The organism is Aliivibrio salmonicida LFI1238, from assembly GCF_000196495.1.
Lineage (GTDB): Bacteria > Pseudomonadota > Gammaproteobacteria > Enterobacterales > Vibrionaceae > Aliivibrio > Aliivibrio salmonicida.
Window position 1 is genome coordinate 1,379,611 of record NC_011312.1, and the last position, 26,042, is coordinate 1,405,652.

General features: G+C 39.1%; 24 protein-coding genes and 1 pseudogene. 16 read left to right on the forward strand and 9 right to left on the reverse strand.

Annotated elements, in window-relative coordinates; translation table 11 throughout:
• Nucleotides 1-13: 13 nt before the first annotated feature.
• Nucleotides 14-1,345, forward strand: coding sequence for a GGDEF domain-containing protein (locus VSAL_RS06870; RefSeq protein WP_012549991.1), 1,332 nt, complete (start codon nucleotides 14-16; stop codon nucleotides 1,343-1,345).
• 63 nt (nucleotides 1,346-1,408) lie between these two features.
• Here the strand turns inward: VSAL_RS06870 and VSAL_RS06875 are convergent, their stop codons facing one another.
• The 3 genes from VSAL_RS06875 to VSAL_RS06885 all read right to left on the reverse strand — a co-directional run bounded on the left by VSAL_RS06875 (nucleotide 1,409) and on the right by VSAL_RS06885 (nucleotide 4,253).
• Nucleotides 1,409-2,086 carry a SanA/YdcF family protein gene (locus tag VSAL_RS06875; RefSeq protein ID WP_012549992.1) on the reverse strand — a complete coding sequence of 226 codons (678 nt, stop codon included), beginning with the start codon at nucleotides 2,084-2,086 and terminating at the stop codon, nucleotides 1,409-1,411.
• Nucleotides 2,087-2,113: 27 nt separating this feature from the next.
• Nucleotides 2,114-2,446: a DUF3392 domain-containing protein gene (locus VSAL_RS06880; RefSeq protein WP_012549993.1), complete on the reverse strand. Its 333-nt coding sequence runs from the start codon at nucleotides 2,444-2,446 to the stop codon at nucleotides 2,114-2,116.
• 118 nt (nucleotides 2,447-2,564) lie between these two features.
• Complete coding sequence (locus VSAL_RS06885) at nucleotides 2,565-4,253, reverse strand: NAD-dependent malic enzyme (protein ID WP_012549994.1); 1,689 nt, start codon at nucleotides 4,251-4,253, stop codon at nucleotides 2,565-2,567.
• 154 nt (nucleotides 4,254-4,407) lie between these two features.
• Between VSAL_RS06885 and VSAL_RS06890 the strand changes: the two genes are divergently transcribed.
• The 6 genes and pseudogenes from VSAL_RS06890 to VSAL_RS06915 all read left to right on the forward strand — a co-directional run bounded on the left by VSAL_RS06890 (nucleotide 4,408) and on the right by VSAL_RS06915 (nucleotide 10,037).
• The gene (locus VSAL_RS06890; protein ID WP_231850896.1) at nucleotides 4,408-5,976 is read left to right on the forward strand and encodes a helicase-related protein; all 1,569 of its coding nucleotides are present in this window, start codon (nucleotides 4,408-4,410) and stop codon (nucleotides 5,974-5,976) included.
• A 77-nt stretch (nucleotides 5,977-6,053) separates the two neighbouring features.
• Nucleotides 6,054-6,935, forward strand: coding sequence for an IS982-like element ISVsa6 family transposase (locus VSAL_RS06895; RefSeq protein ID WP_012548944.1), 882 nt, complete (start codon nucleotides 6,054-6,056; stop codon nucleotides 6,933-6,935).
• Nucleotides 6,936-6,961: 26 nt separating this feature from the next.
• Nucleotides 6,962-7,771 (forward strand): annotated as a pseudogene (locus VSAL_RS06900) (MipA/OmpV family protein); the annotation flags it as partial.
• Between the two features lie 48 nt (nucleotides 7,772-7,819).
• Entirely contained in the window at nucleotides 7,820-8,134 is a 315-nt protein-coding gene (tnpA, locus tag VSAL_RS06905; protein ID WP_012548925.1) for an IS66 family insertion sequence element accessory protein TnpA, read from the forward strand.
• Nucleotides 8,131-8,478, forward strand: coding sequence for an IS66 family insertion sequence element accessory protein TnpB (gene tnpB, locus VSAL_RS06910; RefSeq protein ID WP_012548924.1), 348 nt, complete (start codon nucleotides 8,131-8,133; stop codon nucleotides 8,476-8,478). The genes tnpA (VSAL_RS06905) and tnpB (VSAL_RS06910) overlap by 4 nt, the downstream gene beginning before the upstream one ends.
• A 71-nt stretch (nucleotides 8,479-8,549) precedes the next feature.
• Complete coding sequence (locus VSAL_RS06915) at nucleotides 8,550-10,037, forward strand: IS66-like element ISVsa2 family transposase (RefSeq protein ID WP_012549088.1); 1,488 nt, start codon at nucleotides 8,550-8,552, stop codon at nucleotides 10,035-10,037.
• A 448-nt stretch (nucleotides 10,038-10,485) separates the two neighbouring features.
• Here VSAL_RS06915 and VSAL_RS06920 read toward each other — a convergent pair whose 3' ends face one another.
• Nucleotides 10,486-11,790: a dicarboxylate/amino acid:cation symporter gene (locus VSAL_RS06920; RefSeq protein ID WP_012549995.1), complete on the reverse strand. Its 1,305-nt coding sequence runs from the start codon at nucleotides 11,788-11,790 to the stop codon at nucleotides 10,486-10,488.
• A 649-nt stretch (nucleotides 11,791-12,439) separates the two neighbouring features.
• On the opposite strand from VSAL_RS06920, the gene VSAL_RS06925 reads away from it, so the two are divergent.
• The 4 genes from VSAL_RS06925 to VSAL_RS06940 all read left to right on the forward strand — a co-directional run bounded on the left by VSAL_RS06925 (nucleotide 12,440) and on the right by VSAL_RS06940 (nucleotide 16,578).
• Nucleotides 12,440-14,044 (forward strand): BCCT family transporter, encoded by a 1,605-nt coding sequence (locus VSAL_RS06925; RefSeq protein WP_012549996.1) that lies wholly within the window; start codon nucleotides 12,440-12,442, stop codon nucleotides 14,042-14,044.
• Between the two features lie 230 nt (nucleotides 14,045-14,274).
• Nucleotides 14,275-14,586 (forward strand): type II toxin-antitoxin system HigB family toxin, encoded by a 312-nt coding sequence (locus VSAL_RS06930; protein WP_012549997.1) that lies wholly within the window; start codon nucleotides 14,275-14,277, stop codon nucleotides 14,584-14,586.
• A 20-nt stretch (nucleotides 14,587-14,606) separates the two neighbouring features.
• Nucleotides 14,607-14,984: a helix-turn-helix domain-containing protein gene (locus VSAL_RS06935; RefSeq protein ID WP_012549998.1), complete on the forward strand. Its 378-nt coding sequence runs from the start codon at nucleotides 14,607-14,609 to the stop codon at nucleotides 14,982-14,984.
• A 436-nt stretch (nucleotides 14,985-15,420) separates the two neighbouring features.
• Nucleotides 15,421-16,578, forward strand: coding sequence for a hypothetical protein (locus VSAL_RS06940; protein ID WP_129546084.1), 1,158 nt, complete (start codon nucleotides 15,421-15,423; stop codon nucleotides 16,576-16,578).
• Between the two features lie 143 nt (nucleotides 16,579-16,721).
• Here the strand turns inward: VSAL_RS06940 and VSAL_RS06945 are convergent, their stop codons facing one another.
• Together VSAL_RS06945 and VSAL_RS06950 are read right to left on the reverse strand one after the other, a co-directional pair.
• Nucleotides 16,722-17,684: a phosphotransferase gene (locus VSAL_RS06945; protein ID WP_012550000.1), complete on the reverse strand. Its 963-nt coding sequence runs from the start codon at nucleotides 17,682-17,684 to the stop codon at nucleotides 16,722-16,724.
• 32 nt (nucleotides 17,685-17,716) lie between these two features.
• A complete protein-coding gene (locus VSAL_RS06950; RefSeq protein ID WP_012550001.1) occupies nucleotides 17,717-18,175 on the reverse strand; it encodes an RNA methyltransferase in 459 nt (152 codons plus the stop codon).
• Between the two features lie 95 nt (nucleotides 18,176-18,270).
• On the opposite strand from VSAL_RS06950, the gene VSAL_RS06955 reads away from it, so the two are divergent.
• Complete coding sequence (locus VSAL_RS06955; protein ID WP_012550002.1) at nucleotides 18,271-18,744, forward strand: LabA-like NYN domain-containing protein; 474 nt, start codon at nucleotides 18,271-18,273, stop codon at nucleotides 18,742-18,744.
• Nucleotides 18,745-18,906: 162 nt separating this feature from the next.
• Nucleotides 18,907-20,283: an alpha-amylase family protein gene (locus VSAL_RS06960; protein ID WP_012550003.1), complete on the forward strand. Its 1,377-nt coding sequence runs from the start codon at nucleotides 18,907-18,909 to the stop codon at nucleotides 20,281-20,283.
• Nucleotides 20,284-20,389: 106 nt separating this feature from the next.
• On the opposite strand, the gene VSAL_RS06965 is transcribed toward VSAL_RS06960, so the two are convergent.
• A complete protein-coding gene (locus VSAL_RS06965) occupies nucleotides 20,390-20,833 on the reverse strand; it encodes an OmpA family protein (protein ID WP_049940344.1) in 444 nt (147 codons plus the stop codon).
• A 52-nt stretch (nucleotides 20,834-20,885) separates the two neighbouring features.
• On the opposite strand from VSAL_RS06965, the gene tnpA (VSAL_RS06970) reads away from it, so the two are divergent.
• From tnpA (VSAL_RS06970) to VSAL_RS06980, 3 genes are all read left to right on the forward strand, one after another.
• On the forward strand, nucleotides 20,886-21,200 hold the full coding sequence (gene tnpA / locus VSAL_RS06970; protein ID WP_012548925.1) for an IS66 family insertion sequence element accessory protein TnpA: 315 nt from the start codon (nucleotides 20,886-20,888) through the stop codon (nucleotides 21,198-21,200).
• A complete protein-coding gene (gene tnpB, locus VSAL_RS06975; protein WP_012548924.1) occupies nucleotides 21,197-21,544 on the forward strand; it encodes an IS66 family insertion sequence element accessory protein TnpB in 348 nt (115 codons plus the stop codon). The genes tnpA (VSAL_RS06970) and tnpB (VSAL_RS06975) overlap by 4 nt, the downstream gene beginning before the upstream one ends.
• 71 nt (nucleotides 21,545-21,615) lie before the next feature.
• Nucleotides 21,616-23,103 carry an IS66-like element ISVsa2 family transposase gene (locus tag VSAL_RS06980; protein ID WP_012550004.1) on the forward strand — a complete coding sequence of 496 codons (1,488 nt, stop codon included), beginning with the start codon at nucleotides 21,616-21,618 and terminating at the stop codon, nucleotides 23,101-23,103.
• On the opposite strand, the gene VSAL_RS22710 is transcribed toward VSAL_RS06980, so the two are convergent.
• Nucleotides 23,016-23,774, reverse strand: a complete 759-nt coding sequence (locus VSAL_RS22710; protein ID WP_083799286.1) for an outer membrane beta-barrel protein — start codon at nucleotides 23,772-23,774, stop codon at nucleotides 23,016-23,018. The two genes, VSAL_RS06980 and VSAL_RS22710, sit on opposite strands and share 88 nt — an antisense overlap.
• 133 nt (nucleotides 23,775-23,907) lie before the next feature.
• Nucleotides 23,908-25,899 carry a methyl-accepting chemotaxis protein gene (locus tag VSAL_RS06985; protein WP_012550005.1) on the reverse strand — a complete coding sequence of 664 codons (1,992 nt, stop codon included), beginning with the start codon at nucleotides 25,897-25,899 and terminating at the stop codon, nucleotides 23,908-23,910.
• Between the last annotated feature and the right edge of the window lie 143 nt (nucleotides 25,900-26,042).

Sequence of the window (26,042 nt, forward strand, 5' to 3'; positions counted from 1 at the left end):
AAAGGAACGTCGTATGCGGGTATTTCAAAAAATAATAATAGGAATGCTAATCCTCTCAATTAGTGCACTTATTTGGCATCATTTTTGGGGGGATACTAAAACATTAACAATTAGTCCTGAAAAATACAGCTATTACGGCACTGATGATCGCAAGGTTGGAGGGATTAGTGAAGCAACATTAATCGATAAAAATAATGTGCCAAGCATGTTGTGTAATATGAAAAAAGGGGATTATGCTTGGCCTTATTGCGAGGCTGCGATTCATTTATCAGGCAGTATTTTTGAAGGTATCGATCTCTCGGATTATTCTACCCTGGTACTCGATATCGATTATAAAAGTACCGATCCTAATGGTCGTTTACGGGTGTATTTACGAAACAGCAACCCGGCATACACTAAACGCAACGACGCGGCGTCATTAAAATTTAATGGCATCGAATATGAACCTGGATTTAAAACGGGTCCAAAAGAAATATTATTGTCGGATTTTCAAGTATTAACGTGGTGGATTGCGGATTACAAAGTAGCCGTAGAACATGCTGCGCCTGAATTTTCTAATGTATCGATTATTGAAATTGCGACGTCTTCAGGCCTTAGTGTCGGTAATTTTGAAATGACAATTAATAGTATTGAACTGCGTGGTTCTTGGGTTAAAGAAACGACCTTATTGAAATTTATTTTGTATGCTTGGTTGGTCATGATCATTGGTTACATCCTTTATGAACAAAAAGGGTTAAATCGACGTCTTAAAGCCAGTACGTATCGTGAAACCAAATTACAAAAGATGAATGATAATTTAAAAGAAAAAAATGTTGAGTTTGCCGAGTTAGCACACCGAGATTCGTTAACCGGTGCGAGAAATCGAAACGCAGTAAGGGATTGGTTAGACAGAATGTCTCAACAAGTACGTTGGGGTAAACAACAATTCTCTGTTATCTACATTGATATTGATTTTTTTAAAGGTATTAATGACAAGTTAGGTCACCAAGTTGGGGATGATATTTTACGAGAATTTGTTTTGGTGGTGACGGGATCGATTAAAACGACTGATTTCCTCGTTCGTTGGGGAGGTGAAGAGTTTATTGTTTTTAGTCCACAGACTGGTCTGGATCAAGCGTTTGAAAAAGCAGAGCATATTCGACGTACTGTTGAGCATCACCTTTGGTGTCATAATGAATCTTTGACGTGTAGCTTTGGTGTGGCAGAAATGGGGAATGAGCGTATTTCCGAAGTGATAGCAAGGGCGGATGACGCGCTATATAAAGCTAAAAATCAAGGGCGTAATAGGGTGGTGAGAAGTAATAATCTGCCCGATCAAAGATTGGTTTCTCGTTTTATGGATTAGTCTTCTGCTATAAAAAGCCTCGCTATTGTATATACATAGCGAGGCTTTTTTTATTTAATCGAATTATTCAACAGGAATAGTTTTATGCTGGATAGGTTCTTTAGGGCCTAAGAATTTAGGTTGCACATTAAAAATATACAAATCAAGCATTGCTTTGGTTCTTGCCAATACTTCTCTTATGCGAATTTTTGTATTTGCCCACCCTGTCGGAGAGGGAACCACAAGACACACTGCATCCATATCTGAGTGATTAGAAATAAACAGAGCTCGCTGACAATGAAATTGTTGAGTAACGATCGTTAAACTCTCGACATCAAAAATGTCTTTGGCTCTTAATACTGAATCTAAGGTTCGAAAGCCAGCATAGTCTAACGTTATATTTTCTTCGGGAACGCCTGCTTTGAGTAAATCTCGTTTCATCGTCCATGGTTCATTATAAGAACGATGGGCATTATCACCACTGAGCAAGAAATGGGACACTTTGTTTTGTTTAAATAATTCAATAGCAGCATCAATACGGTATTGATAATAAGGGTTGAGTGTTCGTCGGATGTACTTACTTGTCCCTAAGACCAATGCGGTTTCTTGAGTTGGAAGCGCCTGAATATCGTCATACAGCTGCGATTGAGTTGATAAGGAAATATAAAGGTCCATTAACAGTACGATGGCAACAAAAATGCCACTCACTAATAGAATAATTTTCAGCCATTTTTTTAATTTTGAAGGAAAAAGGATCTTCATTGTACCTCTGATAACTGTTTTTAAAATTTACACTTGACGATTTTTCTGTGCCCATGCACCAATGATAATAAAGGTGGAAAGTACAATCGCAAGCATAAATGCCGGTTGAATTGAACGTAAAGTAGAACTGAGAAGAGGGGCTGCTTTGACAATAAGTAACCCATAACCAAAGGCGTTAATGCCAATAAATGCGCCTGTGCGTATTAAAAAATGCTTGCCGGATAGAAAAGCTCGAACCGCACGATTAATATCGCCGCCTAACATGACAAGAGCACAAGCAATCATCGCAACAGAGATATCGGATAAATAAGGGGTCAAGTAGCTGCCCATTGTGTTAAAGAAAGAAATAATGAGATTCATGTAATGCGTCTTTTTATAAAATAGTAATGTAGTGGGTATTCTAGCGCTAATAGAAACAGATAGTTGAAAAAAAACCAGAGAAATTTTCTCTGGTTTTGATATCGATGGAAATTTTTAATTAAAAAGCAGTACGTTTGTAGCGACGGTATACTGGTTTCCAGAAATATTGTTCAATTTTCTGCATTAATGCTTCATCTGTAATCTCTAAGGCATAACCTTGTTCAATGGCTTTTTTAGCCACGGCAAAAGCAATTTTCTTCGATACAGTATGAATTTCTTCCAATGGTGGAAGAAGCGCACCTGAGCCATTTATGGCAAGTGGTGAGCATTCTGATAATGCACGGCTTGATTCTCTTAGCATTTCATCAGAGACACGAGTCGCTTTAATTGCCAATACGCCGAGACCAATACCTGGGAAGATGAAACTGTTGTTACATTGTGCGATTGGGTAGGTTTGACCATTGTGTGTTACTGGATCAAATGGGCTACCTGTTGCCACTAATGCTTGTCCGTCTGTCCAACGAATAATGTCGTTTGGTGTTGCTTCTACACGACTTGTTGGATTCGATAATGGGAATACAATTGGGCGCTCACAATGCTTGTGCATTTCTTGGATAACTTCTTTGCTAAATAAGCCAGGAGCACCAGATACGCCAATAAGAACGGTTGGTTTTGCATTATGCATGACATCAAAAAGAGAGTAATTTGGTTCTTCAGAAACCCACTCTTTTGTATTTTCTGCTTTTTGAACTAAGCGTTGTTGGAAATCAAGCAGGTTAGGCATGCCTTCTTGCAATAAGCCCCAACGGTCAACCATGTACACTTGTGAACGAGCTTGAGCATCAGAAATACCTTCAGATACCATTTGAGCAATGATCGCCTCTGCAATACCACAACCCGCTGAGCCTGCACCAAGGAAAGTAACTCGTTGCTGAGCTAATGAACTTCCTGCTGCTTTACATGCCGCAAGTAAAGACCCAACAGTAACCGCAGCGGTACCTTGAATATCATCATTAAAGCAACAAATGCGATTTTTGTAACGTTCAAGTAAAGGCATCGCATTTTTCTGAGCGAAATCTTCAAATTGAACGAGAGCTTGAGGCCAGCGACGTTGAACAGCTTGAATGAACTCTTCAACAAAATCTTTATATTCGTTACCAGTAACACGAGGATGACGCCAGCCCATGTACATTGGATCGGCAAGACGTTGAGGGTTATTTGTGCCCACATCAAGAACGATTGGTAGAGTATGAGCAGGGCTGATACCACCACAAGCGGTATACAGTGCTAATTTACCAATTGGGATACCCATGCCGCCGATCCCCTGATCGCCTAGACCAAGAATACGTTCGCCATCAGTCACCACGATAACTTTTACGTTTTGGTTTGCGGCGTTGTTTAGTAGATCATCAATGCGGTTTTTGTTTTCATAAGAGATGAATAATCCACGACCACGACGATAAATATTAGAGAAGTTTTCACAAGCAGCGCCAACCGTAGGGGTGTAAATAATGGGCATCATTTCGCTGATGTGATTTTGAACTAAACGGTAAAACAAAGTTTCATTCGTGTCTTGAATATTACGAAGATAGATATGTTTATCCATATCATTTTCAAAGCTTTGGTATTGCTTGTATGCACGACCAGTTTGTTCTTCGATACTTTCAATGGCTTCAGGAAGTAAGCCTTCTAAGTTAAAATATTTACGCTCAGTAGTGCTGAATGCGCTGCCTTTGTTTAGCAGAGGAGTACTTAGAAGTGCTGGGCCAGCATAAGGGATATATAGGGGACGTATGTGATTATTCATTGTTATGCTTCTTCAAATCAAGAATGAACCACCGATCCTATTCCTACTTTACTGAAATATCAAAGCGTGAATGCGAATAAAGTGCGAAAGGAGTCATGTTTTTATCAATCAAATCCGCTAGAGTAGTGAAATATTCTTTTATCTTTCGGTTTATATGTCTTTATTACCAATAAATGCGATTCATTCTGACTTTTGTTCTTTAATTCGCCATAAAAATTTAGTGGTGAAATCTGAAACAGGGTCAGGAAAGTCGACTCATCTTCCTTTGTGGGCGGCTGAATACGGACGAATCTTAGTCATAGAGCCAAGACGAATTGCGTGTACTGCATTAGGCGAATATTTAGCGGAACAAAGAAAAGAGAAGGTGGGGGACTCTATTGGTTATGCTATTAAATTAGATAGCCAATACTCAGATCAAAGCCAAGTGATTTTTGTTACTCCAGGAGTCGCATTAAAATGGTTCATGGAAGATAAATTAGCACATTTTGATATTGTCATGATTGATGAGTTTCATGAACGTCGTTGGGACAGTGATCTTTTGTTATCTTTGTTGAATACACACAATAAACATCGATTACTGCTTACTTCCGCGACAATGGAGAGTGAACGACTGGCACAGTATATTGATGGCGTTGTATTAAAAGCAGAAGGTCGCCAATATCCGGTATCGATCTCTTTTCTTGCCACTCAATCACAGTTGATGCCTTCTGGTAAAGATCTTGAATCCCGAATTGTGTCTACTTTACAGGAGGCGCTGTTTAATGGGGAAGAAGGCGATGTACTTATTTTTCTTCCCGGGAAAAAAGAGATAACTCAATGTGTTGAAATGGCGAGTTCACTCTTTCCTGCGTTAGATATGATCCCTTTGTATGCGGGTGTGTCTGATGAATTACGTCAACGAGCATTAAGCCAGTCTAAAAAACAGCGGGTTATTTTCTCAACCAATGTGGCGGAAACGTCGTTAACCATTCCTAATATTACGTTGGTCATTGATTCTGGTTTAGAAAGAAGAACACACCAACGCAATGGACGCACAGCATTAGCGTTACACTCTATTTCTAAAGCAAGTGCGGATCAGAGAGTAGGCCGAGCAGGTAGAACACAAGCAGGTCATGCTATTCGTTTGTATGGACAACATGCCCCGCTAGAGCTAATGACACCTCCAGAATTACAACGTGAAGAATTGGTCGAGCCTGTGTTAGCCGCTGCCAGTTGTGGGTCGGCATTGCGTGAATTGTCTTTTTTAGAACAGTTACCAGAAAAAGCATTGGGTTTAGCTGAAACGAAATTACAAACCATGTTAGCGCTGGATGATAACAAAGCGATAACGGAGTACGGGTTACGATTATTTCCATTGCCAATCGATACCTTATTTGCCCATTTAATTTCTATCATTAAGGGAAAAGCAGAAAAAGAGACCGTGGTTGATTTAGTCTCGGCATTGTCTGCTTCCCAAAAATTGTATTCGTTTGAAAAATCAGAAATGGCATTAGATTCTTTTTTACGATGGAATCCAAAACGTTGTGATGTTGTCACGTTAGTCTCTCTTCTTCGTGGGCATGATTGCGCTGGTTTAGTCATTAATGAAGAGGTACTAAAAGAAGCTAAGGCACTTTCAGAACAAATACGACATGAGCTTGAGCTGCCTTCTTTAGACGTGAGTAGCCGACTTAAAAGAGAGTCTGTGTTGGCTCAAATTGTACATAACCTGAATTCTGGATAAGGCTGAACTAATTGCCCACCTAACGATCAGATCTTTCGACCAAGAATTATTTGAACGTATTTTAAAAGGTGGGCAAGATGAATAAATTAGTTGATATATTTTGTGATGTCGATGATTTTTGTTATCAATTCTTATCTCAATGGGAAAAATACCTTGTTGAGGCTAGTGAGAGAAAAAGAAAACGTCAGTCAGTAATGTCTACTAGTGAATGTATGACTATTGTCATCGCTTTTCATCAATCAAATCATAGAGATTTCAAGAACTTCTATATCGGGTTAGTTCATCAATATTGGAAAGGATACTTTCCAAATTTACTTAGCTACACTCGATTTGTGAGCAAAATGCCTAGCCTAATCGCCCCAATGTGTGCCTATTTTCAATCTATCAAAGGTAAGCCGACTGGCATTGCTTTTGTTGACTCCACGAGTCTTAAAGTATGCCATAACATTCGAATTCCTCGCCATAAAGTCTTTGATGGTGTTGCGAAAAGAGGAAAAGGTACCATGGGATGGTTTTTCGGCTTCAAACTTCATTTATTGATTAACCATCTTGGAGAAATTATTTCGCTGAAAATCACAGCTGGCAATGTAAATGATAGGACTCCTGTACCTGATTTATGCAAAGAACTCTCGGGGAAATTGTACGCTGATAAAGGGTACATAGGTAAAAAGTTGAGTGAGAGCTTAAAGAACTCTGATGTCGATTTAGTGACTACCTCGCGAAAAAACATGAAAGCAAAAGAGATAAGTGCTTTTGATAAGGCTATGTTATCAAAGAGATACATTATCGAAACGATAAATGACCAATTGAAGAATATCTCTCAAATTGAACATAGCCGTCATCGTAGCGTGACTGGTTTCATGCTAAATGTAATTTCAGGCGTTGTGGCTTATTGTTTAAAAAAACAAAAGCCACGAATTAAGCTATCAGAATGTGAATTTGAACTAATCCTCGCTTAAAGCATGTTTTATCCAGAATTCAGGTTAGTTATTATTATGCATTGAATGGTGAGACAAGCAATGACGAGAATTTAGGCGCAGGTATTGATGCTAAAGCCGGTTTTATGTCTCGTTATCATGTGATCTCTAACTTGTACCTTCTAGGCGGTGCTTATATTAATCGTCTTGATGATAATGCTTACAGTAGCCAATATATTGATCAGCGATGGGAATATGAGTATTTTCTGGGTGTTGGCTTTTTTACCAATAGTGATAATTCAAAAAAAGACATCAGTAATAAACCTTATTTACGTATAGCGCATGGTTGGGCTACGCCTTCAAATATTGGGGATATTATCAATCTGGATTCAGAAAAAGATCCTTATAATAACCAAATGACCTCTATTTTTTATGGCCTACCGCTAACTGATGAAGTGTTTTCATTGCCAGTGGATTTATTTTTAACCCCTGGTTATGTTCAGCATTGGAAATCAGACGTTCAAAATTTAAGCTCAGAATTTGTGGTCGCAATTAAAGCGTATGTAACGATTCCATGGCCGACTAAATGGCGTTTTGGTGTGGCTGAAGGTTTGTCTTATATTAATAATGTGTCTTATATTGAACAATCAGAAATGGATAAAAAAGGGTATAAGGAAAGCAAACTACTAAACTATCTTGATTTCTCTTTTGACTTGAACCTAGGCGACTTATTTAATCATCGAGAGTTAGATGGTGTTTGGCTTGGTTACAGTATTCATCATCGGTCGGCTATTTTTGAAAATTCATCTCAATATGGACGAATTAAAGGCGGAAGTAATTACAACGTAAGCGTGCGGGGAACTACACCTAACAAATAAAATTCATTATGCGTATCTTACGATCTTTCATTTAACGAGAACGTAATTATGCAAAAAGATAAAAAGAGAACACCAGAGCAATGGCACGCTCTATTTGAATCTCAGCAATCTAGCAAGCTTAGTGCCGCTGAATTTTGTCGTAACCATAATATTCTGCCAAAGACATTTAGTGCACGTAAAGCACGATGGAAACAAAAGATTAACGCTTCTACTTTCTTGAAAGTAGAAGCGTTAACATCAACTATCATCGCCACTCCACAATTACCAGATATTCAACTTTCTATCGGAAAATTGCGATTAACATTGCCAGCTAATACTGAACCTCACTGGATAGGACTCTTATTAAAAGGGTATCAATCATGAATGTATTTACTGATGTTTCCACCATTTATCTTCATCGTGATTTTGTCGATTTTCGCAAGGCCATTAATGGCCTTGTCGTGATTGTTGAGCAAGAAATGCAACTATCACCGTTTAGTGATGCTCTATTTATATTTTGCAATAAGCCTCGTGATAAACTCAAAATATTGTATTGGGATAAAACAGGATTCGCTTTATGGTACAAGCGATTAGATGAAGACCGCTTCAAATGGCCACGAAATATAAATAACGATACGTTAGCATTATCAGAGCAGCAACTGACACTGCTATTACAAGGTTTTGATATCTTAGGACATCAACCGGTACATTATCAAACAACCCTTTAAATAGTTGATTCTCAGTCAAGAATAGGAGGCAACCGATTGATTACCTGTATTATCGTTATATAGTCATCTACATGACTGATAAAATAAAACCACTTCCTGATACCATTGACGAGCTGAAAGCACTTGTGCTTCAGCTTGAAAATAAATATAACCGTCTTCTAGAGCAATTTCGGCTGGCTCAACATCAGCGCTTTGGTAAAAGCAGTGAATCTGACTCGACTCAATTTGATTTATTCAATGAAACAGAAGAAGAAATCATCATTGAAAATGATGACACACAAACGATTACCTACACTCGTCAAAAGCCAAAACGCCAACGCTTACCTGAAGACTTACCGCGTACTGTTATTATCCACGACATAAAAGATAAAACTTGTAAGTGTTGCGGTCTAGAGATGCATGCGATGGGTAAAGACATCAGTGAAAAGTTGGAATTTGTACCAGCTAAAGTGGAAGTTATTCAACATGTTCGTCCTAAATATGCTTGCCGAAATTGTGAAAAAAACAATACTTCAGTAGACATTAAACAAGCCCCAATGCCAGCGTCACCAATCCCTAAAGGGATTGCGACCGCAAGTTTACTTGCTCAAATTATTACGGCTAAATTTCAATACAGTCTTCCACTTTATCGTCAAGAAACGTTATTTCAGCAATGGGGTATCATTATTGGACGGCGAACGATGGCGGATTGGTTAATAAAATGCTCGGTACTATTTACCCCTCTTAATAACGAGTTACATCGTATTTTGCTTGAACAACCCACTCTGCATTGTGATGAAACAACGGTAAATGTGTTGGATGTTGAAAAAGCAAAATGTTATATGTGGGTCTACTGCTCTGGCTATGATTCTCCAGGCTCTGGTGTTTTGCCTGGAATTGTACTTTATGATTATCAATCTAGCAGGCATGGCTACCATCCAGTTAACTTTTTAAAAGGTTATAACGGGTATTTACATACCGATGGTTACCAAGGTTATGAACAAACTGAAGCGATGTTAGTTGGCTGTTGGGCACACGCACGTCGACGATTTATTGAGGCTCAACGTGTTCAAGTAAAAGGGAAAACAGGGAGTGCAGATTGGGTATTGAGTAAAATCCAAAAGCTATACCGGATCGAATCGTTATTAAAAGAGGCTTCCCCTGAAGCCAAGTATGTTGCTAGGCAGACAGAAGCCCGCGATTTACTTAAAGAGCTCCGTGATTGGCTTGATAGCGCAGTTAGTCGAGTATCACCTAAAACAAAATTAGGTGAGGCGATTAGCTATACATTAAATCAATGGGATAAATTAGTTCGTTATATTGATGATGGATTGTTATCTATTGATAACAATCGAGCAGAGCGAGCGGTTAAACCGTTTGTTATCGGCCGGAAAAACTGGTTATTTTCGGGTTCAACGGCTGGTGCAGATTCAAGTGCAATGCTTTACAGCATTGTAGAAACAGCAAAGGCAAACGGATTAATCCCTTACGATTATATTAGGTATTGTCTAGATCGTTTATGTGTTGGATCGCCAGATATCGATTCACTTTTACCTTGGAATGTAAAAGACAAGGTGTAGTTCCCCGCACGCTTACGATGTTGTGGTGGTATTAAAGGTTAATATTGAGTTTTAAAATGTGATATTTGTTTGCTTTATATATTGTCAGCAGTGAGGTAAGTCTCATTATATTAAATGCTCTAAAAAATTAAGCATTAGAAAAATAGCGTCAGAATGTTTAGTTTTGGTTAACTAAGTAACTGTAAAGATAAATTTAAATGTATTTATTGTAATTGTCACAAGATGGGATAGATAAATAAGCATTAATTAAACTAATGAAAAGACTTTATTTTTTTGGATTGAGATAAAGCGTGAAGTGTTTTTTCAGGGTTAAGTGTTGATAGGTATGTTTTACCTTATGGAATATGAACGTAGATCCGTTTGCTTAAGCATAAATAAATGAGTTGAAAAATAAAGGCCTTAACATGATGTTGAGGCCTTTATGGTTAAGCGAGAGATACGTATTTAATTAAGCACTTCTTTTTAGTGCGAGTTCCGCTTCACCAGCTTTTGGATCATTAAAGGCATCAATGTCTAACTCATTTTCTGATTTAGCCACAATACAAGTCACCACACTGTCACCGGTAATATTTACCGCCGTACGGATCATGTCAAGTAAGCGGTCAACACCCATGATGAGTGCAATACCTTCTAAAGGTAAGCCTACTTGGTTTAATACCATCGCTAACATGATCAAACCAACGCCAGGGACACCAGCGGTACCTACAGATGCAAGCGTTGCTGTTAGGATCACTGTCATGTAATCCCCAATGCTTAGATCTACGCCAAATGCTTGAGCAATAAAGGCCGTTGCGACCCCTTGCATGATGGCCGTACCATCCATATTAATGGTGGCACCAAGAGGAATGGTAAATGAAGCGACTTTATTACTGACACCTAATCGATGTGTTGCCGTTTCCATGGTCACTGGAATAGTGGCATTAGAAGAGGCGGTAGAAAAGGCAAACATGATGGCATCTTTCATCTTCTTCCAAAATACGATAGGGCTTAGGCCTGAAAGAACTTTAAGAAGAATACTGTAAGTGACAAAGGCATGAATAAGCAGTGCCGCAACAAGAACTAAGAAGTATGCCGCTAGGTTTGCGATTGAATCTAAACCTAAACCAGTAAACAGTTTCGCCATTAAGAAGAAAATACCGTAAGGCGCTACTTTCATTAGCAGCGTAACCAGCTTCATGATTACTTCATTTACGTCGCTAAAGAAATCAGAAACACGTTGCCCTGCTTCTCCAGCAAGGCTGATGGCTATACCAAATAGCACCGCAAATACGATAACTTGCAATGTATTACCTTGAGACATTGCTGCCATCGGGTTGCTTGGGAACATGCCAACAATAACTTGGCCTAATGAAGGCGCTTCTGCTGTGCTAAAAGAAGCCGCAGAGGTTAGATCGGCACCTGCTCCTGGGTGTAAGAAGATACCCATGATGAGCGCTAAAGAGATGGCTAACGCAGTGGTTCCGATATAGAAAGCGAGAGTCTTACCGCCTAATCGACCTAATGTTGTCATGTCTTTTAAAGAACTTGTACCGCAAACAAGGGAAACAAAGACAAGGGGAATTACGAGCATTTTTAAGCTGGCAATGAAAATTTTTCCGCCAACATCAAACAAACCATTGACTAGGTACTCGTTAATAAAACTATTGTCGCCTAAAAAAGTACGGATCAAAAATCCACATAAAATACCAGCAACCATGCCGGTAATGATGCGAGCAGTTAAAGAGCTTTTAATTTTTTTGTTGTCATTCGTCATGAACTAATCTCCATTAAATTACTTTGTACAACTTTCAAAGTGCGAGCAGGTTAGCAGATCTAAAATGAAACTTGTTCGTTACATTTATAATTTGTCCATTAGTGTGTTTTATGTCACGTAACCTATAAGCGAGTGCTATGAAAACAATCGAATAGGTCAGTCATACTTAGGGTGTTGTCGCTCATGTTAGAAAGGAATTATTATAAAAATACAACTTTATAGGTAGGGGGTTGCACTGTTTTTATTTACACTTTTTCGATAAATTGTTGGTTTGAAGTTAATTAATCGGGTGGTTTTTGTATGGGGCTACCTGTGTGACCATTAATATTTCAATGGTCATGGCTCAATCCTTTTTCGATACCATACCGGTCAGATTCTCTTATTTTTAATTGCTTTGATACTGACTTAAGCTTTAGCTATGAGTGTCGGTTATATACGGAGAAACCCTAGCATTCAACGGAGGAGTGCCATTTTGTGTTACAATACGACACTTGGGATTGAGAAAAAGAGCAATTAATCACCTACCGTGTTGATTCTTATCATGTTTATTTATATGGTATCGCTACTCAATCAAATAGTAATTGGATAAGGAGTTGTCCTTATATTCGTCTAGCTGTTCGCTTAGCCGGATATGTGAACATTATCGTTTATGGGTTTTAAATCAGAAAAGTACAGTATTGAATCGACGGATTATGAAGTCGGTCAAGATAACATCAGTAAATGGGGCATGGATGTCCACAACACCGTTTTTGTAGCCTCAGTCGGCTTATCTCTTCTCTTCATTATCACTCTTCTCGCATTACCTCCCGCAGACGCAAAAGCAGCCATTGATTCACTTAAAGGTTCTGTGTTGTCAAATTTTGACTTCCTCTTTATGTGGGGCGCTAACATCTTATTAATCTTTGCCATTATTTTAGCATTTTCGCCTTTGGGTAAAATTCGCTTAGGTGGTGACGACGCGAAACCAGATTATTCTAAAGCCTCTTGGATCTCGATGTTATTCGCTGCCGGTATGGGTATTGGGCTTATCTTCTGGGGTGTTGCAGAGCCAACCGCGTTCTTTACCAACTGGTTTGGAACCCCGCTTAATGTAGAACCTTTTACAGAAGCAGGGCGTGAACTTGCTCTGGGGGCAACGGTCTTCCACTGGGGCTTACACGCATGGGCTATCTATGGCATGACAGCACTTTGTCTTGCTTATTTTGTTTACAATAAAGGGTTGCCACTTTCAATGCGCTCGGTATTTTACCCATTATTGGGTGATCGAGTTTGGGGGCGAACAGGTGATGTGATTGATATCTTAACCGTATTGGTTACCTTGTTTGGCCTAGCGACTTCCCTTGGTTTAGGAGGCACACAAGCGGCTAGTGGTATCAGCCATGTTTTCGGAATAGACAATAATATCTATCTTCAACAAGCCGTTATCGTATTGATCATGGGTCTGGCGATCATTTCTGTTCTACGTGGTATGGATGGTGGCGTTAAGTTTCTTAGTAACCTGAATATGGTTATTGCGTTTGTCTTCCTTGGCCTTATTGCTGTTTTGAATTTCACTACCGTATTGGATTCTTTGGTTACGGCTCTAACGGGTTATGTGAAAAATATTATTCCATTGAGTCAAACCTCGGGTCGTGAAGATACAGCGTGGTTGCACGGTTGGACTGTGTTCTATTGGGCGTGGTGGGTTGCGTATGCACCTTTCTTTGGTATGTTTGTTGCTCGTATCTCTAGAGGACGTACCGTTCGTGAATTCCTTCTTTGCGTAATGCTTATTCCTACAATGGTAACCACGGCGTGGATGTCTATCTTCGGCGGTGTTGCGATTCAACAAGTAATAGATAAAGTTGGATTATTGGGCGCTCAACAAGGTATTAGCGATGTTTCTCTAAGCTTGTTCCATATGTTAGACGCTTACCCATTTGGGGATATTCTATCCTTTATTGCCGTGGCACTGATTATCGTTTTCTTTGTGACAACGTTGGACTCAGGCTCTATCGTTATTGATGGCATGACCGCCGGTGGTAAGTTAGAAGTACCCGTTAAACAGAAAGTAGTTTGGGCAGTTATCTCCGGTGCTATCGCAATGGTTATGTTGTGGATTGGTGGTACTCAATCTATTGAATCTCTGCAATCAATTACCATTATTGCTGCAATGCCGTTTACAATTATTCTCTTGCTAGGCAGTGTGAGTCTACTTAAAGGACTATTGACGGAAGTTGATAAACCAAAGGTAGCGACTAAACGAGTTAACTAGTTAGGTTAGTTTGTAGCTAGATTAAGAGCTAAAGTTACAATTAGATCTACAATCAAACTCTCTGGTACTTTTTGCTGGGGAGTTTTTTATGCAATAACAAATAAATGATGACGGTCGAATACGTAAAGTTATTACTTTTTTACCTTTGATATTCCCAAAGCGGGAAAATCGAGTTGACATTTTGTACAGTTATTCCCATAATGGGAACTCAATTATAGAACGGAGGCTATGTGCGAGTTATTTCAAAACCAATTCTTATAGAGTTTTACTCAAATCCACTCTATAAAGATTCAGAAGAAGCATTAAAAGCGTGGCACGATGAGGTTATTCAAGCAGATTGGAATACTCCTCATGAAATAAAAGCACAGTATACAAACGCAAGTATTGTAGGAAATAAAAGGGTAGTTTTTAATATTTGTGGTAACAAATATAGATTGATTGTTTCAGTGAGCTATCGTTTAAAGGCTTTCTACGTGAAGTTTGTAGGGACACATAAACAATATGATAACGTTGATGCCGAAACCATCGATTTATTCAAATAACAATGCAGTGGTAATAAATTATGAATATTAAGCCAATTAGAACTAAAGATGATTACAAAGCAGCTATGGCTCGTATCAGTGAGCTTACTAGCGGCGATCCTGATGCATTACCTGATATTGAGTTTGATGAATTAGAAATTTTAACCACTTTAGTTGAAGCATACGAAAACGTTCATTATAAAATTGAAGCACCAGATCCAGTAGAAGCAATTAAATTCAGAATGGAACAGCTTGGGTTAAGTGATAGTGACTTAACACCAATATTAGGGCAACGCAGCCGAGTTACTGAGATTTTAAAAAGAAAGAGACGACTTTCACTCACCATGATTAGAAGCTTAAATAGTAAGTTGAACATTCCACTTGAGAGTCTTATTGGCGAATATCAACTTGCTAAATAATCATCTGACTCTTGGTGACAACACTCAACTTCAAACGCTCCTATTTAGGGGCGTTTTTATTTAAGTGAAACTAGGCGATGATTTCCTGAAGGAATCATAGGAATCATAGGAATCATAGGAATCATAGGAATCATAGGAATCATAGGAATCATAGGAATAGTGGAGGAAGTCATTTTGTTTTCATGATACGTATTTATTACCAAGATGGAGTAATTTCAGGATTGTCTAGTTTGTTTCTACCCCAAAGTAGGTTAACGTAATTACTGAGTGGCAAATCTTATCTATTGAAATCACCGTACATCTACTCATGACTGACAGCAAAGGGGATCTCTCGAAAACGCCCTGCTTTGTGCAAAGATATTTGTTGAACGATAGATTGTCTATGTAGGATCATATAAGATTATGTTTTTAAATGAATAATGATGGCTAGGTGCGTGTGGTATATATAATAGCGTGTTTCATAGTTGGCATATTAGGAGTCTTATTTGGTGGGATTATTTTAGGCTATACACTAGACTCCCTGTTAGCTGGAAACTTACAAATAGGAGACGCTGCGACTTGGCTAGCTGCGATAAGCACTTTAGGTGCGGCCATTGGTACAATAGGCTCGCTTATAATGTTAAATCGTCAGCACAATCAAAATGTAATACACCAAAAAAGAGTCTGGAAAAAGCAGGAAGAGTCATTAGATTTTGCTCGTTATAGGGAGCATAAAGTACAGTTTGAGCAATTGCTTGATACACTAGAAGATAAGCATAGTGATTTTTACGTTTTTAAAGATAGAACTAAGCTGTATTTAAACTTATTTCCGAATAACTCCCCTAGAAATGAGCTTGCAACATTTAAGTACAAGTTAACACGAGCAGATTTAATGAAGCAACACCCACTAGATGCAGCATGGAAAAATATTGATAAAGTAGACCGCATCCTAAGAACTCACGGGCAAGGAAGACTGATAATAGACGAGAATGGAGAGCGTCTTGAAAAGTTTCCTAATCCACTGCCCATTCACCAGATAGAGCACTCGATTTTCAATACGGCTGGGAGTCTAGGATTACGATGCAATAGGATCCCCCAAACAGGCGACTTAGTTAATACCGATGAAGTATTTGCAAGTGTATTTGACACAATGCTAATGAGAAGTCACTCAGCAGATATCTTTGAGTCACTGAATGAGTTTTGTGGTCTGGAATCACCTCGAGAAAGGGGCGTAATTTATAGTCCTATTGATCTTGGATTTCAGCTATTGAATTATTATAAGAGGGAAGATACACCTGAATATAACAGCATTATTTCTGGTCACTATCGCATTGTTACTATTCTTTTTGAGTTAGATCGTCTTGTTAAACTACTTCCTCAGGAGCATCCTCTAGTTTTATTTGTTCGTAACCTTTATGGCGCACCTTGGGATAAAACTCTACTAAAAGATATTGATGATAAAGGTAGAGTCAAACACTATATGAACCAAGTTTTTATTCAGTTAGGAGATATTCTTGAAGGAGAGCAGAAGGCATCAGAAGCAGTAAAACAACAGGCTCAATATATTTTTAGGTACATACAAGATCAAGCAAGTTATGAAAACTCCCCATTTTGAATTATTAAATTTGTCTACATATTGTTATTTGAAACCTTCATATTTATCATTACCTAGAGGCTATCGTTGCTAAATTGGAGATGCCAAAAAACAAGTCACCCACCAAACCCACATAAAAAAGGTCGCTCACTTGCGATCTTTCCTTACAAACCCTTCAACGCTCTTTCTTTAAGTCCCTCAGTATACCCATTAATCTTCCAATGCTCTGGGCTCCAGCCTTTTACAAAGCGTTGAAAATCAGCCCAAGCAACACTGAAAAGTGGTCGCCATTCTTGCTCAATATCGTCACTTGCCTCGGTGCGCCCTAAACGCAATAGGGAGGCTTTAAGTTGGCTAAAGTAATTATCCAATAATTCGTTCTCAAGCTCTGCACATTGTTCTGGCATAACCGCACTGCTGATAAACAAGATCACATCCTTCATCCCGCAGCCTTTACCTACGTATTGGAAATCAACCGCAGCCACCTGATTACCACCTTCAGAAAAACAGAAGTTCGCTAACTTAGCATCACCATGAACTAAGGTTTGGTAACGGGTGTTTTTTAGTGTTTCATCAATCTTAACTGCCGCTTGCTTTAAGGGTAAATCCGTTAAGGCTTCAAACTCATCAGGTCGCGTATCTAAATGCCAGTAAGTGCCTGTTTGCCATAATCCAATCGGTTCAACATTCATGTGTTCAGCATGAAAGTTCGCAAGCCACGTTAAGCAGGCTTTAGCTTCATTAATAGAGGCGTTTGTTTTTACGATTGGAAATCCGCAGGTCGCTAAATCTTCCAATACTAAGATCAGCTCGTTATCACGCTGCTCTACGTATAAACAGCGCGGTACAGGACAATGGGTAGAAACCGAATTGGCGTAAGTTTGATACCAATTGAGTTCTACTTGGTAGGAGTTGAGTTTACGTTGGTGTGAGAGATCAGTATTCCACCCTCTAGGATGCACTTTAGGCTTGGGTAAGGTCATCTGTTTGATGATGATAGAAGAGGTTGGAGCTTGTGTTAAATGCAAACGCACCAATTCACCATAACCGCCCCATAAGATTTGTAAAGTGTCAGTCTGGCGAATTGATGCGTTTTCGAAACCCGAAATACGTGATAAATCAAACATGTTCGAGTTCCTTTATTTAGTTTAAATGTAGGCTACTTATGGTTTGAGAAGTTTTCACCTTTCGCCATGCGATCGTACATGATCACATTCACAGCAGCCGCTAAGTTCATGCAGCCATTGGTAGGTACATAAATGGTTTCACGGCAGAAATCAGTGATCTCTTTTTTCAATGTACCGTCTTCAGGGCCAAAAATATAAAACGCACGAGGAGGGTGCTTGTAATCTGGTAACGGCTTTGCGCCTTCGATAAGATCGACAGCAACAGGAACACAATCTAAAGGAATAATATCTTTAAGATCTTCAACACCAATAAGTGGCACATTGAGGTGCTGACTTTTTGTATCAGTACAAAATTTCTTGGCAATATCGTAACGTCTTCCCGTGTAAAATACCGAGTTTACGCCATAGCAACCTGCCGCTCGCATTACTGAGCCTACATTTTCAGGTGTTTTTGGGTTTACCAATCCAATACAAGAGTAACCTTTCGTCATTATTACTGTCTTTCCAATACAAAATTTGGGCGAAGTATACCTAAATTAAAGGGATTCATATAGACTCATTAGATAATTTCCTAGGAAGGTGAAATATGAAAACAGTTGCGATCCTCGTTGATGTGCAAAACATCTACTACACTACGCGTGACGTATACCAACGTCATTTTGACTACAATGCATTATGGGCGAAAGTGACTGATGGCCGTAAGGTTGTCGGTGCAAACGCGTATGCCATTGCTCGTAGTGATGATAAGCAAAAGCAGTTTCATAATATTCTTCGTGGCATTGGGTTTGATGTAAAGTTAAAACCGTTTATTCAACGCCGTGACGGTTCAGCGAAAGGCGATTGGGATGTAGGCATTGCGTTAGATGCCATCGAGCTTGCTGAGCAGGCGGATATCGTGGTTATTCTGTCGGGCGATGGTGATTTTGAATTACTCGTTCAGCGAATTCAGTCACGTTTTAACAAAGAAGTTGAAGTGTATGGCGTTGCAGATTTAACCGCAAATGCATTAATTGATGCCGCTGACCGCTTTATTCCAATCGAAGGTAATCTATTGTTATAAAAGAGATTTAGGGATATTTTATGGGGTTCGCCGTCGTATTTTTTCTCTGAATTTGTTTTCTACGCCTTACTGCTCCTACTGTATTTTATAGAGTAAGGGAGGAGGAGTAAGGTGAACGGCTTTTTTATAATAGAATGACGTTATACAAAAAGGGATACACAAATGAGTCAGGGAATGGCGGGACAATTACATAATATACCCGCAGTAAGTAATGTCATTCTTCATGCGTTCGACTGGACCTATCAAAGCATTGCTGAACAAGCAGAGCAGATTGCCGCATTAGGGTATCGTTCTGTGTTGGTTTCCCCTGCAATGAAATCACTTCAATTACCCTCGGGTACTCAGTGGTGGCAGCGCTATCAACCTCAAGACTATCGTTTGATTGATAATCCATTAGGCAATACCTCTGATTTTAAACATATGATAGAGCGTCTTGCTGAATTTAATTTATGGGTTTATGTCGATGTTGTGTTTAATCACATGGCAAACGAATCAGACATTCGAGCGGATCTTCAATACCCAAATCGATGGGATAGAGAGGATTACGAAAAAGACCCGATAAAATATCACGCGTTAACGCTGTTTGGTGATCTCTCTGAACCTCTTTTTACTGAACCTGATTTTGTTGATGCTTTTGGTATTGAGAATTGGAATGATAAATGGGAAGTTCAAAATGGCCGCATATCTGGGGGACCTCATGATCCAGGTTTACCTACCTTAATTGATAATGAACATGTTGTTGAGCAACAGCGTGCTTATTTATTGGCATTGAAGTCGATGGGAGTAAAAGGTTTTCGTATTGATGCAGCAAAGCACATGAGCCTTGAACACCTAAATAAAGTATGGACTGACGATATAACCAATGATGTACATATCTTTGGTGAGATAATTACTGACGGTGGAGCAACAAAAGAAGAGTATGAGACGTTTTTAAGTCCCTATTTAATGGGAACCACGTTAGGTGCTTACGACTTTCCTTTATTTAATATTCTTTATCAAGCGTTTGAGAAAAAAGGGTCGTTAACGTCATTAATCGATCCTTATTGCTATGGCTTGGCTTTGTCTCCTTTACGTGCGATTACTTTTGCCATTACTCATGATATTCCGAATAACCAAGTATTTAAAAGTTTGGTGATGAGTGAGCATAACGAGTGGTTAGCTTATGCGTATTTATTTGGTAGAGAAGGGGGGATCCCGTTGGTTTATTCGGATTTAGATACCAGTGGTATCACTAATTCATTTGGTTCCCCACGCTGGAAAAACGCATGGAAAGAAGAAAAAATGTCAGGATTGATTCATTTTCATCATCGTATGTATGGAGAAGGGCAAACTTTGATTGAAGCGAGTGACGATCATCTTGTTTTTGCACGAGGAGATCAAGGTATTGTGGCGTTAAATAAATCGAACAAGAATATTGAAGTGAGTATGTCATCGGACAGTGAGTGGAGAGAGTTTTCATCCAATCAATTGTGTCAGAAAAAAGAAGGCGTACTTGTGTTTAGTATTCCTAAATATTCTTATCTTTTATTGTGTCATTAATCGATGTGTAAACAATGACAGTATGGCTCAAATTGAGTGGTTGAAAAGAAAAGGGTTGAATGTGTGAATATGTATTCAACCCTTTGTGTCAGAAATATAAGGCTAATTAATATTCAAAACCTGGTATTTCGATATCTACTCTACGATTCTCGCTTCTTCCTTCGGCTGTTTTATTTGTAGCAATAGGATTAGATTCACCTTCACCACTTGCATTAATTTGACTCTCTTTAACGCCCTGCTCTTGTAGGTAAGTAGAGACGGATTGAGCTCGTGCTTCGGATATTTTTTGATTATATGCAGCAGAGCCAGATGAATCAGTATGACCGACAATATTTACCGTTGCTTGTGGGTGCTCAAGTAATACGTTTGCAATAAGATCCAATTCTGAGTGGCTTTCTGGAGATATTGTCGACCCATTATTGGTAAATAAGTTTTGGTGTGATTGTGCTTCTTGTTGCGTGACAACTACTGGTGCGATAACTCCTGTGGTTTTTTCAGCCATTGGTTCTACGGCTTTCTCTGTAAGCGTGCGGGGAACTACACCTAACAAATAAAATTCATTATGCGTATCTTACGATCTTTCATTTAACGAGAACGTAATTATGCAAAAAGATAAAAAGAGAACACCAGAGCAATGGCACGCTCTATTTGAATCTCAGCAATCTAGCAAGCTTAGTGCCGCTGAATTTTGTCGTAACCATAATATTCTGCCAAAGACATTTAGTGCACGTAAAGCACGATGGAAACAAAAGATTAACGCTTCTACTTTCTTGAAAGTAGAAGCGTTAACATCAACTATCATCGCCACTCCACAATTACCAGATATTCAACTTTCTATCGGAAAATTGCGATTAACATTGCCAGCTAATACTGAACCTCACTGGATAGGACTCTTATTAAAAGGGTATCAATCATGAATGTATTTACTGATGTTTCCACCATTTATCTTCATCGTGATTTTGTCGATTTTCGCAAGGCCATTAATGGCCTTGTCGTGATTGTTGAGCAAGAAATGCAACTATCACCGTTTAGTGATGCTCTATTTATATTTTGCAATAAGCCTCGTGATAAACTCAAAATATTGTATTGGGATAAAACAGGATTCGCTTTATGGTACAAGCGATTAGATGAAGACCGCTTCAAATGGCCACGAAATATAAATAACGATACGTTAGCATTATCAGAGCAGCAACTGACACTGCTATTACAAGGTTTTGATATCTTAGGACATCAACCGGTACATTATCAAACAACCCTTTAAATAGTTGATTCTCAGTCAAGAATAGGAGGCAACCGATTGATTACCTGTATTATCGTTATATAGTCATCTACATGACTGATAAAATAAAACCACTTCCTGATACCATTGACGAGCTGAAAGCACTTGTGCTTCAGCTTGAAAATAAATATAACCGTCTTCTAGAGCAATTTCGACTGGCTCAACATCAGCGCTTTGGTAAAAGCAGTGAATCTGACTCGACTCAATTTGATTTATTCAATGAAACAGAAGAAGAAATCATCATTGAAAATGATGACACACAAACGATTACCTACACTCGTCAAAAGCCAAAACGCCAACGCTTACCTGAAGACTTACCGCGTACTGTTATTATCCACGACATAAAAGATAAAACTTGTAAGTGTTGCGGTCTAGAGATGCATGCGATGGGTAAAGACATCAGTGAAAAGTTGGAATTTGTACCAGCTAAAGTGGAAGTTATTCAACATGTTCGTCCTAAATATGCTTGCCGAAATTGTGAAAAAAACAATACTTCAGTAGACATTAAACAAGCCCCAATGCCAGCGTCACCAATCCCTAAAGGGATTGCGACCGCAAGTTTACTTGCTCAAATTATTACGGCTAAATTTCAATACAGTCTTCCACTTTATCGTCAAGAAACGTTATTTCAGCAATGGGGTATCATTATTGGACGGCGAACGATGGCGGATTGGTTAATAAAATGCTCGGTACTATTTACCCCTCTTAATAACGAGTTACATCGTATTTTGCTTGAACAACCCACTCTGCATTGTGATGAAACAACGGTAAATGTGTTGGATGTTGAAAAAGCAAAATGTTATATGTGGGTCTACTGCTCTGGCTATGATTCTCCAGGCTCTGGTGTTTTGCCTGGAATTGTACTTTATGATTATCAATCTAGCAGGCATGGCTACCATCCAGTTAACTTTTTAAAAGGTTATAACGGGTATTTACATACCGATGGTTACCAAGGTTATGAACAAACTGAAGCGATGTTAGTTGGCTGTTGGGCACACGCACGTCGACGATTTATTGAGGCTCAACGTGTTCAAGTAAAAGGGAAAACAGGGAGTGCAGATTGGGTATTGAGTAAAATCCAAAAGCTATACCGGATCGAATCGTTATTAAAAGAGGCTTCCCCTGAAGCCAAGTATGTTGCTAGGCAGACAGAAGCCTGCGATTTACTTAAAGAGCTCCGTGATTGGCTTGATAGCGCAGTTAGTCGAGTATCACCTAAAACAAAATTAGGTGAGGCGATTAGCTATACATTAAATCAATGGGATAAATTAGTTCGTTATATTGATGATGGATTGTTATCTATTGATAACAATCGAGCAGAGCGAGCGGTTAAACCGTTTGTTATCGGCCGGAAAAACTGGTTATTTTCGGGTTCAACGGCTGGTGCAGATTCAAGTGCAATGCTTTACAGCATTGTAGAAACAGCAAAGGCAAACGGATTAATCCCTTACGATTATATTAGGTATTGTCTAGATCGTTTATGTGTTGGATCGCCAGATATCGATTCACTTTTACCTTGGAATGTAAAAGACAAGGTGTAGTTCCCCGCACGCTTACCTTTCTCTTCAGCCATTGGTTCCATCGAGTCCGTCATTTGTTTTTCTGGTTCTGCGACAACTTCAATTTCTTCTTCTTCAATTAAGGCCGCTTGGGGTTCTGAGTTTGAAGCACTCCCAAAGGTATAAGTAAGACCAAAAGAGATAAAATGGGATGATAGATCATAGATATAGCTATCATCGATATCATCAAAGTATTGGTATTCTAGACGTAAAGCTAAGCTTTCACTAATGGCTAATTCACTGCCTACACCCGCCGTAAATACCACATCATTTGCGCGACTGTAATCCATGTAAGCGGCACCCACTTTGAGGAATACATCGATGGTATCGGTAGCGGTAAAGGTATAGCGAGGCGTTAATGAAAGGGCAGTAAGACGGCTATCAACATATTTTGTTGTGTTGTTATAATAATGACTCGATTCAAACTCACCAATAGAATCAAATCCAAGCTCTAATCCCCATCGCTCAGTGAAATGGTAACCACCGTATACACCAAAGCCAAAAGCATCATCGTCACAAGGACCGGAGGCAGAACAAGCATCATCAATGAGCCCTAACCCTATTTTCCCCCCAAAATAAGCCTCAGCTAATAGGGGGGAAGAAAATCCTACAGAAGTTAGAGCTACTGCAACAAGTAAAGATGATTTTTTCATATTTCAGTCCTTTATTAGAAACACATCATTGTTAACTATATGTTTAAAGAGTAGGACAGTAATTAAAACTTCTGTAGGTATTGGCTTATATTTTTATGCTATTTCATATTGAATAACGGAATTACCTTTCAATTTACACTTTAAATTGATGCACAATATCACTTTGCTGATGGGCTAACTCATTCAGCGTTGAACTGACATTGGCAATATCATTCATTGCGGTTTGATTCTCTTCTGCAATGTGACTAATGTCTTCCAAACTGCGTGCAATTTCAGTGGTTGTGGCACTCTGCTCATTTGCTGCTTGAGAAATATGGTTACTCATGTGACTTATTTCTTCAATTAAGTTTTGAATCATCACCATGGCATTATTGGCTTCATTAGTTTGAGTTACGCTTTGTTGCATATCTTCGACACAACTTTCAATGACGAGAGTGGTGGTTTTTGAACTGGATTGAAGGTTACCAATCATCGTTTCAATTTCAGAGGTTGATTCTGCAGTGCGTTTTGCTAACACTCGAACTTCATCGGCAACAACGGCAAATCCACGACCTTGCTCTCCAGCACGAGCGGCTTCAATGGCGGCATTTAAAGCGAGTAAGTTAGTTTGTGCTGCAATTTTATTGATCACATCGAGAATCGAACCAATTTCACTGCTGACTTTTTGTAAGTTTGCAACGGCATGTACAGATTCATCTAAGCGACTTGATAATTGCTCTATCGTTGCAATGTTATTTGTCATCACTTGTTGGCCGTGCTCTGATGCCGCTTCAACTTCTTGTACTTTAAGCAGGGAGCTTTCTGAGCTTGATGCAACTTCAACGACAGAGTGTTCCATTTCTGTCATTGCGGCCGCAACACTGGTGGTTTTTTCGCGTTGTTCTAGTAGCTGCTGTTTGGCCTTTTCTGCGGTAGAACTGTTATTTTGTGCAACCGTCGTAAGTTCATCAGAAGCCGCACTTAGCTGTAATAAGACTTTCTGCAAATTATCCGCTAACGTATTAATATGGCGAGATACACGACTAAATTCAGAGTTATGCTTTGTTGCAATTCGTTGTGTCATATCCCCAGAGGTTAATGATTCTAAAATACGCAGCATATTATTGAGTGGCGTTCGTACTGATGAGGCAAGATGAAAACCAATAGCTGTTGCAAGTAGCGAGACAACCACACCGAGAACAACCGCTTTATAAAAACTCTGTTGATAAATGACGTCAGCCTGTTCTAGTGAATTCTGTAAACCTTGATTGGCTGATTTATTGAATGAGTTAAGAAGCGTTAGCCCTGCATCAATTTGATGAGCTAAATTTGAGATGTTGGTGTATAAGGTTTCTTTGGCGTTTAAGTAAATGAAATGCGTATTAAGAATGCCTTCTTTTTTACCGACTTCAAGACTGAATTTATTCACTGAATCATCAAAAATAGGTTTTAATTCTGGCAGTTGATTGTTTAACCCACGGTAAGCGTAGTTTAAATGAGTCACGGCTTTCTTGTTTTTATTGACGGCTTTTTTAACGAACTCAACGTCATTACTTGCTAGTGCATCTGATGTGATTAACTCTGCATCTTCTAGTTTTACAAAGTAGCTTTTTGCCATCATTTTTACGGCAATGCTTTCTTGACCGTCAATGTATTCTTTCATTCGTACACTAAGCTCAGTATACAAACGTTGAAAGTTACGGGTTGCTTTTTGTTTGCTGTCTTCTGCGACTAATAAATCTTGGTAGTTGTCCATTGCGACGAGCGCTTCGGTGAAATATTGGCTTTCGATTGACGCTAACTCTGCGCTTTGTTGTGCGGTGGTACTGTTTCTCTGTGCGGCGGCGGTTAAGCGCTGAAAGGTATTTTTAAATGTTGTTTCTGCAACAGAGAATTGCTGACGAGCTTGTTGCATCTGAACCGGATCACGAGTGGTTAGGAAATCTTTAAAGGATTTGTCGGCGGCAAGTAAGGCAACACTTGTTTCGTTTGATAAACTGACAAGGGGCATGGACTCTGTTGAGACCGATTGCATTTGTTTGTGGATGTTGCTCGTTCCATTGAGCATTATAATGACTGTCGTAATAAACAGGATAACAATGAGTGAAAAACCTGCATACATGCGACGTACAACCGAACTATTCATGTTCTCTTCTCTCTTTAAAAGTAATGCAAGACTTAGAATTTAGAAAGTAAATAAGAAAAGTCTTAAAATTATGACAACAATTATTCATATTATGATTATTAGTTAAGGCCTGCTGTGACCATATCTATAAATTTAATAATATA

Excerpts from the sequence above, each read along its gene's own strand:
- VSAL_RS06870 (WP_012549991.1), top strand. The coding sequence starts at position 14 with ATGCGGGTATTTCAAAAAATAATAATAGGAATGCTAATCCTCTCAATT.
- VSAL_RS06875 (WP_012549992.1), bottom strand. The coding sequence starts at position 2,086 with ATGAAGATCCTTTTTCCTTCAAAATTAAAAAAATGGCTGAAAATTATT.
- VSAL_RS06880 (WP_012549993.1), bottom strand. The coding sequence starts at position 2,446 with ATGAATCTCATTATTTCTTTCTTTAACACAATGGGCAGCTACTTGACC.
- VSAL_RS06885 (WP_012549994.1), bottom strand. The coding sequence starts at position 4,253 with ATGAATAATCACATACGTCCCCTATATATCCCTTATGCTGGCCCAGCA.
- VSAL_RS06890 (WP_231850896.1), top strand. The coding sequence starts at position 4,408 with ATGTCTTTATTACCAATAAATGCGATTCATTCTGACTTTTGTTCTTTA.
- VSAL_RS06895 (WP_012548944.1), top strand. The coding sequence starts at position 6,054 with ATGAATAAATTAGTTGATATATTTTGTGATGTCGATGATTTTTGTTAT.
- tnpA (WP_012548925.1), top strand. The coding sequence starts at position 7,820 with ATGCAAAAAGATAAAAAGAGAACACCAGAGCAATGGCACGCTCTATTT.
- tnpB (WP_012548924.1), top strand. The coding sequence starts at position 8,131 with ATGAATGTATTTACTGATGTTTCCACCATTTATCTTCATCGTGATTTT.
- VSAL_RS06915 (WP_012549088.1), top strand. The coding sequence starts at position 8,550 with ATGACTGATAAAATAAAACCACTTCCTGATACCATTGACGAGCTGAAA.
- VSAL_RS06920 (WP_012549995.1), bottom strand. The coding sequence starts at position 11,790 with ATGACGAATGACAACAAAAAAATTAAAAGCTCTTTAACTGCTCGCATC.
- VSAL_RS06925 (WP_012549996.1), top strand. The coding sequence starts at position 12,440 with ATGGGTTTTAAATCAGAAAAGTACAGTATTGAATCGACGGATTATGAA.
- VSAL_RS06935 (WP_012549998.1), top strand. The coding sequence starts at position 14,607 with ATGAATATTAAGCCAATTAGAACTAAAGATGATTACAAAGCAGCTATG.
- VSAL_RS06945 (WP_012550000.1), bottom strand. The coding sequence starts at position 17,684 with ATGTTTGATTTATCACGTATTTCGGGTTTCGAAAACGCATCAATTCGC.
- VSAL_RS06950 (WP_012550001.1), bottom strand. The coding sequence starts at position 18,175 with ATGACGAAAGGTTACTCTTGTATTGGATTGGTAAACCCAAAAACACCT.
- VSAL_RS06955 (WP_012550002.1), top strand. The coding sequence starts at position 18,271 with ATGAAAACAGTTGCGATCCTCGTTGATGTGCAAAACATCTACTACACT.
- VSAL_RS06960 (WP_012550003.1), top strand. The coding sequence starts at position 18,907 with ATGAGTCAGGGAATGGCGGGACAATTACATAATATACCCGCAGTAAGT.
- tnpA (WP_012548925.1), top strand. The coding sequence starts at position 20,886 with ATGCAAAAAGATAAAAAGAGAACACCAGAGCAATGGCACGCTCTATTT.
- tnpB (WP_012548924.1), top strand. The coding sequence starts at position 21,197 with ATGAATGTATTTACTGATGTTTCCACCATTTATCTTCATCGTGATTTT.
- VSAL_RS06980 (WP_012550004.1), top strand. The coding sequence starts at position 21,616 with ATGACTGATAAAATAAAACCACTTCCTGATACCATTGACGAGCTGAAA.
- VSAL_RS22710 (WP_083799286.1), bottom strand. The coding sequence starts at position 23,774 with ATGAAAAAATCATCTTTACTTGTTGCAGTAGCTCTAACTTCTGTAGGA.
- VSAL_RS06985 (WP_012550005.1), bottom strand. The coding sequence starts at position 25,899 with ATGAATAGTTCGGTTGTACGTCGCATGTATGCAGGTTTTTCACTCATT.